Origin of the sequence: Herbidospora cretacea, assembly GCF_001570605.1 — a bacterium.
In the GTDB taxonomy this organism is placed as follows: Bacteria; Actinomycetota; Actinomycetes; order Streptosporangiales; family Streptosporangiaceae; genus Herbidospora; species Herbidospora cretacea.
In genome coordinates this window covers 325021-336408 of record NZ_BBXG01000002.1, presented here as the reverse complement: position 1 = coordinate 336408, position 11388 = coordinate 325021, and the positions used below count along the sequence as shown (strand labels likewise).

Genomic DNA, 11388 nt, shown 5'->3' with positions numbered 1-11388 from the left:
GCCCGTGAACTGCCTGCGAGGAACGTTAGCCACTCACCGAACCGGGCATATGGGGCGTCATGCGCGAAAACCGGAGCCTGCGTCGGGCCTTGGCACTGACGCTGGCTTCGGCGTTCCTCTGGGGTGTCGCCCACATCTGGGCGGGCCGGACCCGGACCGGCCTGACCCTGGCCGCCGTCTACCTGCTGGTGGTCTCCGCCGTCGTGACGGTGGTCTCCAACGCCTGGTCCCACCTGCCGTCCCTGCTGCTCGACCGGCTCGACACCGCCTCGGCCGCCGCGGTCGCCGTGGCCGTGGTGTGGGCGGCGGTGATCGTGTGGTCGTGGCTGGTGGTCGCCCCCCGGCGGGTGCGGCTGGGACCGCCGCTGATCGCCGTGGCCGGGCTGTGCGCGCTGGTGGTCGCGCCGCTGGGCTACGCGTCCCGGGTGGCGTACGTGTCGAACGAGGTCGTCACCTCGGTCTTCGCCGCCGACGCCCCCGAGCCCGTCCCGCAGGCGCTGACCCCGGTGGTCGATCCCGACCCCGACCCGTGGGCCGGGAAGGAGCGCCTGAACGTCCTGCTCGTCGGCGCCGACTCGGCCCCCGACCGGCCCGGCGCGCGGACCGACAGCATGACGGTGGCCTCGGTCGACACCCGTACCGGCGAGTCGGTGCTGTTCTCGCTGCCGCGGAACCTGCAGAACGTCCCGGTCGACGACTATCCCTCCGCCGCCCTGCTGAACGAGGTCTTCCAGTGGGGCGAGGACCACGGCGACTCCGGCGCCGACCTGCTGAAGTCGACGATCGGCGACATCCTCGGCCTCGACGTCGACTACTACGCGATGGTCGACATGAAGGGCTTCGCCCAGATCATCAACGCCATGGGCGGCGTGACGATCACCGTGAAGAACGACATCGTCTTCGGCGCCTACCGCGAGGGCCTCATCAAGGCCGGCACCCATCACATGAACGGCACCCAGGCCCTGTGGTTCGGCCGCTCCCGCACCGACAGCGACGACTACCAGCGCATGGGCCGGCAGAAGTGCCTGCTGAACGCGGTGGCCGACCAGGCAGACCCGCTGAAGGTCCTGCGCGGCTTCGAACGCATCGCGGACGTGACCAAGCGCTTCGTGTCGACCGACATCCCCCGCAGCCTGCTGCCTGACCTCATCGACCTGGCCCCGAAGGTGAAGGGCGCCGACATCAAGAGCCTCCAGTTCGTCCCGCCGCTGATCCGCACGGGCAACCCCGACTGGGACCTGATCAGGTCGAAGGTCCACGACGAGCTGACGCCCCGCCCGGTCGCCGCGAGCGCCAAAGCCAAGGCGAAGACCAAAGCGGTCGACCTCGACGCGTCCTGCGCGTAGCCGATTCCGGCATATACGTCCAAAAACCTACTGGACTTGACGGGAATCTTGGATCGCTCTTTAATACTCCCTAACCCGACTTATTTAGTAGGAATCAGGGAGAAGCGTATGAAGGCTCGCAGGGTTCGCGGGGTTGTCGCCGCGCTGGCCGCGGTGATGGTCACCTCGCTCGCGGCCGCCTGCGGCGGGGGCGGAACCACCGCTGAAGGGGGCGCTTCGGCTCCCGCCGGCGGCGCTGCGGAGAAGAGCGAGCTGCGGCTCGGCTTCTTCCCGAACATCACCCACTCGACCGCCCTCGTCGGCGTCGAGAAGGGCTTCTACACCAAGGCTCTGGGCGACAACGTCACCCTGAAGACGACGACCTTCAACGCCGGTCCGGCCGCCATCGAGGCGGTCTTCTCGGGGGCCATCGACGCGACCTACATCGGCCCGAACCCCGCGATCAACGCGTGGGAGAAGTCGAAGGGAACGGCGATCAAGATCGTGGCGGGGGCGGCGTCGGGGGGCGTCTACCTGATCGTGAAGCCCGAGATCAACACCATCGAGGACCTCAAGGGCAAGAAGGTCGCCACCCCGCAGCTCGGCAACACCCAGGACGTCGCGCTCCGCTACTACCTGGACGAGAAGGGCATCAAGACCGACACCAAGGGTGGCGGCGAGGTGTCGATCGTCCCGCAGGAGAACTCGCAGACCCTGCAGACCTTCGCCACCGGTGACATCGACGCCGCGTGGGTGCCCGAGCCCTTCGCCAGCCGCCTGATCCAGGAGAGCGGCGGCAAGATCCTGATCGACGAGCGCGACCTGTGGCCGAACAAGCAGTTCGTGATCACCCACCTGATCGTCCGGCAGGAATGGGCCAAGGAGCACCCCGACCTGGTGAAGAAGCTGGTGGAGGGCCACGTCGAGTCGACGGCCTACATCAACTCCGACCCGGCCGGCGCGTCGGCGGCGGTCAACTCCCAGCTCGAGAAGCTGACCGGCAAGCCCCTCAAGCCCGAGGTCCTCGACTCGGCGTTCAAGAACATCACGTTCACGAACGACCCGATCGCCTCGTCGCTGACCGGCAGCGCCGACCACGCCATCAAGGTGGGCCTGCTCAAGCCGATCGACCTGAACGGCATCTACGACCTGACCACCCTCAACGGCATCCTGTCCGCCAAGGGCGAGACGGCGGTGAGCGACAAGTGACAGCTCCTGCTCAGGAGCTCGGCCACGGCCGGACGGAGGGCCCCGCGCCCGCCGTCCGGCTGGACGCCGTCTCCAAGGTGTACGGCCGGGGCGCCACCAGCCTCCTCGCCCTCGACCAGGTCTCCCTGTCCGCGGCGCAGGGCGAGTTCGTCTGTCTCCTCGGCGCGTCGGGCTGCGGCAAGAGCACCATGCTCAACCTCGTCGCGGGCCTCGACCGGCCGTCCGCCGGGACCATCGAGACCGGCGGCAAGCAGATCGCCATGATGTTCCAGGAACCGGCGCTGTTCCCCTGGCTCACCGTGACGGGCAACATCGAGCTGGCCCTGCGGGCGCTCGACCGCAAGAAGCGCAAGGAACGGGCGGCCGAGCTCCTCGACGTCGTCCACCTCGGCGGCTTCGCCAAGAAGCGCCCCCACGAACTGTCCGGCGGCATGCGCCAGCGCGTCTCCCTCGCCCGCGCGCTCGCCCAGGAGGCCGACGTCCTGCTGATGGACGAACCCTTCGGCGCCCTCGACGCGATGACCCGCGACCTGCTCCACGACGAACTGGAGCGCATCTGGCGCGAGCGCAACCTCGCGATCCTGTTCGTCACGCACAACGTCCGCGAGGCGGTCCGCCTGGGCGACCGGGTGGTTCTCCTGTCCAGCCGCCCGGGCACGGTCATCGAGGACTACACGGTGGACCTGGAGAGGCCGCGGCGCACCGAATCGGCGGAAGTCGCCAAGCTCGCAGGCGAGATCACGGTCCGGCTCAAGGAGGAGGTGAGCCGGCATGGCCGTTGAGACCCGTGATCAGATCGCCGGGCTCGACGCGCTCGAGACCCAGGTCAAGGCCAAGCGCAACATCCCCGCCGCGATCTGGGGCCGCGTGTGGCCGATGGCGCTGGCCATCGCGATCGTCCTGATCATCTGGGAAGCGGTCGTCCTGGCTGGCTTCTGGCCCGAATACGTCTTCGCCGGACCGGCCACCGCGCTCGGCGAGCTCGGCACGCGCCTGGGTGAAGGCGAGTTCTGGCACGCCGTGGCCACCACGATGCGCCGGGCCGTCTCGGGCTTCCTGCTGGCCATCGTCGTCGGCGTCGTCGTCGGCGCGGCGGTCTCCCGGATCAAGCTGCTCCGGGCGGCCTTCGGGTCGCTGATCACCGGCCTCCAGACGATGCCGTCGATCGCCTGGTTCCCCCTCGCCATCCTCCTCTTCGGCCTCACCGAGAACGCGATCACCTTCGTGGTCGTGCTCGGCGCGGCGCCGTCGATCGCCAACGGCCTCATCACCGGCGTCGACTACACCCCACCGATCCTGCTCCGGGCAGGACACGTCCTGGGCCTGCGGAGGCTCTCGCTCTACCGCCACCTGATCCTGCCCGCCTCGCTGCCGTCGTTCCTGGCGGGACTGAAGCAGGGCTGGGCCTTCGCGTGGCGGTCGCTGATGGCCGGCGAGATCCTCGTGATCATCGCCAACCAGCCGTCACTGGGCGAGCAGCTCCACTTCGCCCGTGAGCTGGCCGACTCGGCCCGCCTGCTGGCCACGATGATCGTCATTCTGCTCATCGGCATCGTGGTCGACGTGCTCTTCGGTGCGGCGGACAACGCGCTGCGCCGGCGGTGGGGTCTGGACCAGCGGATCGGCTGACAGGCATGCGCCTGTCGGCCCGCACCCACTACGCGCTCCGAGCGGCGGCCGAACTCGCGGCCGCCCCTCCGGGGCCCGTCCCGGCGGAACGCATCTCCACCGCCCAGCGCATCCCCCGACGGTTCCTCGACAACATCCTGCTGCAGCTCAGGCGGGCGGGACTGATCCACAGCCAGCGCGGCCCCGACGGGGGCTACTGGCTGGCCCGCCCCGCCGACCAGATCACGCTCGCCGAGGTGATCATCGTGATCGAGGGCGTCCCCCAGGACAACGAGGCGTTCTTCGGCGCGTCCGAGCCCCTGGAGAAGGTCTGGGCGACGCTGCGCGAGAACGAGACCCGCGTGCTCACCGGCGTGACCCTGGCCCATCTCGCGGACGGATCTCTGCCTACCCTGTGACGCTTATCTCACCTCTGCCCCATTAGTTATGCGAGACTCCCAGTCCAAAGGGTGTCAGCCCGGGTGCAGAGGCAGGCGTGATGGGAAGTCCGGGGCAGCTCGTCGTCAAGCGATACCGGCTCGTGCGGGCGCTCGGCCAAGGCAACACCGGCGTCGTCTGGGAAGGCCACGACGACCTGCTCGACCGTCCCGTCGCGGTCCGCGAGGTGCTGCTCCCCGCCGGGCTGCGCGAGACCCGCGCGACGGCCCTGCGGCAGCGCATCGCCCGGGAGTCCCGCCAGGCCGAGCGGCTGCGCCACCCCGGCATCGCGGCGGTCTTCGACGTCGCCGAGGAAGACGACACCCTGTGGATCGTCATGGACCTGGCGCGCTCCCGGTCGCTCGACGGGATCGTGGCCAGCGACGGGCCGCTGGAGGTGCCCAAGGCGGCCCACGTGGTCAGGACCGCTCTGGCCGCCCTCACGGTCGCCCACGCGGCGGGGGTCCGTCACGGCGACGTCCGGCCCGCCAACATCCTCGTCGGGCACGACGGCCGGATCGTGCTGGCCGACTTCGGGGTGGGCGCGGTGGCGGCCGACCCGGTGTTCGCCAAGCGGGTCGGCGAACGGTCGCCCGCCCACGGCGAGTCGTGGAGTTCGGCGCGGTCGACGTCGGCGTTCCGCGCCCCCGAGCGGAGCGACCCCGACGCGCCGGTCAGAGAGGCCGCCGACCTGTGGTCGCTGGGCGCCTCGCTCTATTTCGCGGTCACCGGCAAGCCGGTGCCGCAGCCCGACGACAGGCCCGCCCGGGTGCCCAGGGACGTCGACGTGTCGGCCGCGCCCGAGGAACTGCGGCCGGTGCTGGCGGCGCTGCTGGCGCGCGACCCGAAACGGCGGCCGTCCCACGAGGCGGCCGACGCGATGCTGGCGGCCTTCGAGCCGCCGCCGGCCCCGCCCGAGCCGAAGCCGGTGCGGGGCAGCATGCGGATGCGGTTCATCGCGGTCGGCGCGGCCGTCGTCGTGGTCGCGGGCGCGATCAGCGGCTGGGCCCTGTTACGCCCGGAGACGACCGTCATCACCACCCGCACCGCCGCGACCGGCCCGACCACCGCGCCGGTCACGCTCCCCTCGCCGTCGCCCTCGCCGGTCGCCCCGCTGAGGTTCAAGCTGGTCCCGTACGACTCCCCGGCCGGCTGGCACGCCATGGCGCCCAGGACGTGGAAGCGCTCGGTCGGCGAATACTCCGTCTGGTGGGTCGACCCGCGCAGGCGCGGCCACCTGTCGATAGAGATGACGAACCAGGTCGGCACCGATCCGCTGGCCGCCCTCCACGAGGCCGAGGCGTTCCTCTATCCGAACGTGGAGGCGTACCGGAAACTGCGCCTGAAGACCGTCGGGTCGCGGCTGGGGTCGGCGGCCGACTGGGAGTTCACCTGGCGCCAGGTTCGTGACGCCAAGGAAACACACCTGGTGAAGGGGGAGACGTACCACCAATATCGGCGCGTCATCTCCACCGAAACCACCACCACTGTTCTCACCTGGACGACCACCGCCGCCGAATGGGAGCGCATGCGGCCCACGTTGCTGAGGGTCTTCCGGGCATACGCCCCCACGCAGACCTGAGGTCCATGGCACACTGATTACGACAATCATTTTCACTGTCGTGATCAGGGAGACCACCCGTGCGTGTTGCCTTCGTCGGCAAGGGCGGTAGCGGTAAGACCACCCTTTCCTCGCTGTTCGCCCGCTATGCGGCGACCCGCGCCCGGGTCGTGGCCGTCGACGCGGACATCAACCAGCATCTCGCGCTCGTCCTCGGCGCCGGTCAGCCGCGCCCGCTCGGCGGCATGCTCACCGAGATCAAAGACCACCTGCGCGGCGACAACCCGCGCATCCCCTCGGCGGCGGCCATGGTCAAGACGACCCCGCCCGGCCGGGGCTCGCGCCTGACCACCCTCGACGACCCGTTCTTCCCCTCGGTCGAGGTCGAGGGCCTGCGGCTGATGGCCACCGGCCCGTTCGGCGAGAACGACCTCGGGGTGGCCTGCTACCACTCGAAGGTCGGCGCGGTCGAGCTCTACCTCAACCACCTGGTCGACGGCCCGGGTGAGTACGTCGTGGTCGACATGACCGCCGGGGCCGACTCGTTCGCCAGCGGGATGTTCACCAAGTTCGACGTCACCTTCCTCGTCGTCGAGCCCACCCGCCAGGGCGTCGGCGTCTACCACCAGTACAAGCAGTACGCCGCCGAGTTCGACGTGGCCATCGCGGTCGTCGGCAACAAGATCCAGACCGCCGGCGACCGGGCGTTCCTCCGCGACCAGGTGGGCGCCGACCTGCTCACCTGCCTCGACCACAGCCCGGCCGTACGGGCCATGGAACAGGGCCGCTCCTTCACCCTCGACGACCTGGAGCCCGGGAACCTCGCCGGACTCCAGACCCTGCTCGACCGAGTCGACGCGGCCGAGAAGGACTGGGCGAAGTTCGGCCGCCAGGCGCACGAGTTCCACCTGCGGAACGCGCGCGCCTGGGCGAACAAGGCGACCGGCCAGGACCTGGCCGGGCAAATCGACCCCGACTTCATTTTCGGGAGCGTCGCCTTGGCATAACGTCAAAAGTGCCCCAACCGAGAGGAGAAAGCCTCATGTCGCTGACCGTTCCGAACGATCTGCTCGACCAGGCCAGGGCCGGTGACGTGGACGACGCCGCATTCGTGGCGTGCGTCCGCGACTCGTTGCCGTACGCGTGGGAGCTGATCAGCGAGCTGGTCAGAACGAGGACCGAGTCGGGCGCGAGTTTCGCCGACAACATGGTCCCGCCGCCGGACGAGGCGGCCCGGGGGCAGCTGCTGCGCTGCCTCGCCAGTGACGCCATGCGGGGCGCGCTGGAACGCCACTTCAACGTGAAGCTGGCGTTCCAGAACTGCCACCGGGTGGCCGTGTTCGACCCGTCGGCCACCGCGGAACTGGCCGACTTCACCACCGCGCGCGCCCAGATCCTCAACCAGCAGCCGGAGCTCGTCGACTGCTAGCAGCGCGTTGACCAGGTAAGACACCAGGCGCCCGCCTAGACTTGATCGCCATGAGGGCCGAGTGGCGGTTGCTCGTCTTCGCGGGCGTCTTCCTGGTCGCGTACGCGACCCCGATCCTCTTCCCGCAGCTCCCGCGCGACTGGAAACTGGCCTGCTGGCTCGCCCAGCTGGGCTGCTGGCTGCTGTTCCTGGCCGAATACGTGATCAGGTTCGTGCTGGCCCACGACAAGAAGGCGTTCGCCAAGGCCAACGTCCTGGACCTGCTCGTCATCGTGCTGCCGCTGCTGATGCCGGTGCGGATGCTCCAGCGGCGTCTCGGCTTCCAGCGCAGGGTGCTGGCCTTCACCGCCACGAGCACGCTGATGCTCGGCCTGGCCGCCAGCCTCGCGGTCCTGCACGCCGAACGCCACGCCCCCGGCGCCACCATCCTGACCTTCGGCGACGCCACCTGGTGGGCCGTCACGACGATGACGACCACCGGCTACGGCGACACCTATCCGGTCACGCCCGACGGCCGGCTCATCGGCTCGGCGCTGATGCTCGGCGGCGTCGCCCTCCTCGGCGTGGTGACCGCGACCCTGGCCTCCTGGTTCGGCCGCCGATTCGACACCGGCGACGACACCGAGGCCCTCCTCCGCGAAGCGCTCAAGGAGATCGGCGAGCTGAAAGAGATGCTTCGCGCCAAAGGGTGAACCACCTCGCTGACCGGCGCGGAACGGGAGTCAGCCCCAGAGGCTCAGCTGGCCCTCTCCTACCGCCGGGTCGCGGTGGCGCTTCAGGTGCCGCCACTTCGGCAGGTCGTCGAGGTAGGACCAGGAGAGCCGGTGGTGTTCGCCCGGCCCGTGCTCGGCCAGCGCGGCCTGGTGGCTCGGCGCGGGATACCCCGCGTTCTCTGCGAATCCGTAAATGTCAGCCCCGGTCAGAGTGGCCATGAACAGGTCGCGCCGCACCTTGGCCAGCACCGACGCCGCCGCCACCGACACGCAGTTGAGGTCGCCCTTGATCTCGCACCGCACCGGCCAGGGCGCGCCGAGGTAGTCGTGTTTCCCGTCCAGGATGACGACGTCGGGCCTCATCGGCAGCGCCTCCAGCGCCCGCCGGGCCGCGCGCCGCAGCGCCTCGGTCATCCCCAGGGTGTCGATCTCCTCGACGGAGGCCTCGCCGTGGCCGTACCCGACCACCCATGACTCCAGCAGGGACACCATCGCCTCCCGCTTGCCGGGCGCGAGCATCTTGGAGTCGGTCAGCCCCTCGGGTGGTTCGCTGAAGTCGGTCACCACGGCGCAGACCGACACCGGCCCGGCCCAGGCGCCCCGGCCGACCTCGTCGACCCCGGCGACGACCTTGCTGGTTCCCGCGGTGAGCAGGCGTTCGATCGTGTACGACGGCACCGGCCAAAACTAGTCGGCGAACCCGTTCGTGGTGGACAGATAGCCGAGATCGCTGGCCAGATACCGGGCGGCGACGTGCAGCGCCCGCAGTGAGGCGGCGACCGACGCCCGGTGCACCGACGACTCGCGCGCGACGGCGGTGATGACCCGCTCGACCGGCTCCCCCGGGAACTCCCGGACCACCACCCCCCGCACCCCGGCTGCCAGCGACAGCGCGGGCACGGCGGCGATCCCGATCCCCTTGGCGACCAGGCTCAGGATCGTCCCGAGACCTTCGAACTCCCAGGCCACCGGCGGCGCGCCCCCGACGTCGGTGAGCAGCCGGTCGACGGCGGTCCGGGACGGCTCGCCCTCGGGGGTCGCCATCCACGCCTCGTCGCGCAGGTCGGCCGGGTCGACCGGCTCGTCGAGGTTGGCCAGCCGGTGCCGGCGCGGCACGACGAGCACCAGCGGGTCGCGCAGCAGCGGGAAGACGGTCAGCGTCTCGCGCCGCCGCACCCGCCCCCACCAGTCGTCGACGAGCGCGATGTCCGCCTCGCCCGACTCGACCTCCCGCATGCCGCGCCCCGACCGGCTCTGCGACAGCCGGAACGCCAGTTGTTTGTGCCGCCGCAGCGACTGCGCGAGGGCGGGCGCGAAGGCGACGGCGGCGGTGGGGAAGGCGGTGATGACGACCCGCCCGGTTGGAGTCCCCGCATGGGCCGACAGGTCGGACTCGGCCGTCTCCACCATCGCCAGGATCCGCTCCGCGTGGACGACCAGCCGCCGCCCCGCGTCGGTGAGTTCGGCGCTGTGGCTCGTGCGGTCGAGGAGAGCCGCTCCCGCCTCCCGTTCCAACGCCGCGAGCTGCTGCGATACCGCCGACGCGCTGTAGCCGAGAGAGGCTGCCGTGGCGGCGATGCTGCCCCTTCGGGCGAACTCGCAGAACAACGTCAAACGTCGCAGATCCAGCATCGGATCTCCTTATGCCCGGCACCGAAAAGCCTCGCTTGTCCTGATGCCCGTACCCACACAAGGTGGGTACGTTCCACAGCATTCAGGAGGAATCAGTATGCACGTCACACTTTCGGCAACTCTGGCCGCAAACGAGGACATCGCCCGAAGACGGAGGTCAGGACAACGGGTGCTCCATCTCGCATTCGGCGAAGCCGGACTGCCCGTTCACCCCGTCTTGCTGGCCCGTCTCGCCGACGCGGGTGTCAGCAACGGCTACGGCGAGGTCGCGGGGCTGGCCGCGCTGCGTGCGGCGGCGGCCGGGTACTGGTCGCGGCGCGAGCTGCCGACCGACCCCGACCTGGTGGTCTGCGGACCGGGCAGCAAGTCGCTGCTGTTCGGACTGCTGGTCGCGATCGGCGCCGACCCGGGCGAGTGGAGGTCTCCCGGGGACATGGTGCTGCCGATGCCGAGCTGGGTCAGCTACGCCGCGCAGGCGGAGATCGTGGGGGTGCGCCCGATCCTGGTGCCGACCGCCGCCGGTGAGGGGGGCGTGCCCGACCCCGACCAGGTCAGGTCGGCCGTGCTGCACGCCCGCGCGCAGGGCCGGACGGTCCGCTCCGTCCTGGTCACGCTGCCGGACAACCCGACGGGCCGGCTGGCCACGCCGGAGACGGTCAGGAGGCTGGCCGAGGTCGCCCGCGAGCTCGACCTGGTGATCATCTCCGACGAGATCTACCGCGACCTCGTGCACGACCCCGCCGCCACGCCTTTCCTGAGCCCGGCCGACGTGGCCCCGGAACGCACCGTCATCACCAGCGGCCTGAGCAAGTCGCTGGCGCTGGGCGGCTGGCGCATCGGCGTGGCCCGGCTGCCGCACACCCCCGACGGGTGGGCGCTGCGCCAGCGGCTGCTCGCGGTGGCCAGCGAGATCTGGTCGGCCCCGGCCGCGCCGGTGCAGCACGCCGCCGCGTACGCGTTCGAGGAGCCCGAGGAGATCGTGGAACGTATCGACGACTCACGGCGGCTGCACGCCACCGTGGCCCGCGCGGTCGCCGACCGGTTCGCCCGCGCGGGCGCGAAGGTGGACGTGCCGCAGGGCGGGTTCTACCTCTATCCGCAGATCCCCGGTTTCGACAGCTCCGAGGAGCTTGCCCGGACCCTGCTCGACCGCCACGGCGTCGGTGTCCTGCCGGGCACCGCCTTCGGCGACGACCCCCGCTCGGCCCGGGTCCGCGTCGCCACCTCTCTGCTGTACGGCGAGACCGCCGAACAGCGTCTGGCGGCGCTGCACGGCTCCGATCCGCTGGCGCTCCCGTGGGTGGCCGAATCGCTCGACCACCTGGAGGAAGCCCTCTCCGGGCTGACCGCCAGAGAGCCGTCGAGAGCCCGAAGGGGGATGTTCCTGGCACCCGCTCCGGCGCGTTGACGATCTTTGTCGAATCTTTACCCTGGACCGCCGTGCCAAGGGTGCGAAGAAACGCTTCTGACCTG

Annotated in this window: 12 protein-coding genes; 10 read left to right on the top strand and 2 right to left on the bottom strand. The window is 70.4% G+C overall.

The window, feature by feature from the left end:
- The first annotated feature begins 89 nt into the window (after positions 1-89).
- The 9 genes from AW270_RS04135 to AW270_RS04095 all read left to right on the top strand — a co-directional run bounded on the left by AW270_RS04135 (position 90) and on the right by AW270_RS04095 (position 8262).
- Positions 90-1346, top strand: a complete 1257-nt coding sequence (locus tag AW270_RS04135; RefSeq protein WP_169807252.1) for an LCP family protein — start codon at positions 90-92, stop codon at positions 1344-1346.
- Between the two features lie 108 nt (positions 1347-1454).
- Entirely contained in the window at positions 1455-2534 is a 1080-nt protein-coding gene (locus tag AW270_RS04130; protein ID WP_061290768.1) for an ABC transporter substrate-binding protein, read from the top strand.
- On the top strand, positions 2531-3316 hold the full coding sequence (locus tag AW270_RS04125) for an ABC transporter ATP-binding protein (RefSeq protein ID WP_061290766.1): 786 nt from the start codon (positions 2531-2533) through the stop codon (positions 3314-3316). Before AW270_RS04130 ends, AW270_RS04125 begins: the two co-directional genes overlap by 4 nt.
- Positions 3306-4163: an ABC transporter permease gene (locus AW270_RS04120; protein ID WP_061290764.1), complete on the top strand. Its 858-nt coding sequence runs from the start codon at positions 3306-3308 to the stop codon at positions 4161-4163. Before AW270_RS04125 ends, AW270_RS04120 begins: the two co-directional genes overlap by 11 nt.
- 5 nt (positions 4164-4168) lie before the next feature.
- Positions 4169-4561 (top strand): RrF2 family transcriptional regulator, encoded by a 393-nt coding sequence (locus tag AW270_RS04115; protein WP_061290762.1) that lies wholly within the window; start codon positions 4169-4171, stop codon positions 4559-4561.
- 80 nt (positions 4562-4641) lie between these two features.
- Positions 4642-6162, top strand: coding sequence for a serine/threonine-protein kinase (locus AW270_RS04110; protein WP_061290760.1), 1521 nt, complete (start codon positions 4642-4644; stop codon positions 6160-6162).
- 59 nt (positions 6163-6221) lie between these two features.
- Positions 6222-7148 carry an ATP-binding protein gene (locus AW270_RS04105; protein WP_061290758.1) on the top strand — a complete coding sequence of 309 codons (927 nt, stop codon included), beginning with the start codon at positions 6222-6224 and terminating at the stop codon, positions 7146-7148.
- A gap of 35 nt (positions 7149-7183) precedes the next feature.
- A complete protein-coding gene (locus tag AW270_RS04100; protein WP_061290755.1) occupies positions 7184-7570 on the top strand; it encodes an SCO5389 family protein in 387 nt (128 codons plus the stop codon).
- A 50-nt stretch (positions 7571-7620) separates the two neighbouring features.
- The gene (locus AW270_RS04095; protein ID WP_063819087.1) at positions 7621-8262 is read left to right on the top strand and encodes a potassium channel family protein; all 642 of its coding nucleotides are present in this window, start codon (positions 7621-7623) and stop codon (positions 8260-8262) included.
- 30 nt (positions 8263-8292) lie between these two features.
- Here the strand turns inward: AW270_RS04095 and rnhB are convergent, their stop codons facing one another.
- Both rnhB and AW270_RS04085 read right to left on the bottom strand, forming a co-directional pair.
- Positions 8293-8961, bottom strand: coding sequence for a ribonuclease HII (rnhB, locus tag AW270_RS04090; RefSeq protein ID WP_061290753.1), 669 nt, complete (start codon positions 8959-8961; stop codon positions 8293-8295).
- A gap of 9 nt (positions 8962-8970) precedes the next feature.
- Complete coding sequence (locus AW270_RS04085; protein ID WP_061290751.1) at positions 8971-9915, bottom strand: LysR family transcriptional regulator; 945 nt, start codon at positions 9913-9915, stop codon at positions 8971-8973.
- A 97-nt stretch (positions 9916-10012) separates the two neighbouring features.
- Between AW270_RS04085 and AW270_RS04080 the strand changes: the two genes are divergently transcribed.
- On the top strand, positions 10013-11323 hold the full coding sequence (locus tag AW270_RS04080) for a pyridoxal phosphate-dependent aminotransferase (RefSeq protein ID WP_061290749.1): 1311 nt from the start codon (positions 10013-10015) through the stop codon (positions 11321-11323).
- Positions 11324-11388 lie beyond the last annotated feature (65 nt).

Coding starts and splice junctions, on each gene's coding strand:
- AW270_RS04130 (WP_061290768.1), top strand. CDS start 1,455: ATGAAGGCTCGCAGGGTTCGCGGGGTTGTCGCCGCGCTGGCCGCGGTG.
- AW270_RS04120 (WP_061290764.1), top strand. CDS start 3,306: ATGGCCGTTGAGACCCGTGATCAGATCGCCGGGCTCGACGCGCTCGAG.
- AW270_RS04115 (WP_061290762.1), top strand. CDS start 4,169: ATGCGCCTGTCGGCCCGCACCCACTACGCGCTCCGAGCGGCGGCCGAA.
- AW270_RS04110 (WP_061290760.1), top strand. CDS start 4,642: ATGGGAAGTCCGGGGCAGCTCGTCGTCAAGCGATACCGGCTCGTGCGG.
- AW270_RS04100 (WP_061290755.1), top strand. CDS start 7,184: ATGTCGCTGACCGTTCCGAACGATCTGCTCGACCAGGCCAGGGCCGGT.
- AW270_RS04095 (WP_063819087.1), top strand. CDS start 7,621: ATGAGGGCCGAGTGGCGGTTGCTCGTCTTCGCGGGCGTCTTCCTGGTC.
- AW270_RS04085 (WP_061290751.1), bottom strand. CDS start 9,915: ATGCTGGATCTGCGACGTTTGACGTTGTTCTGCGAGTTCGCCCGAAGG.
- AW270_RS04080 (WP_061290749.1), top strand. CDS start 10,013: ATGCACGTCACACTTTCGGCAACTCTGGCCGCAAACGAGGACATCGCC.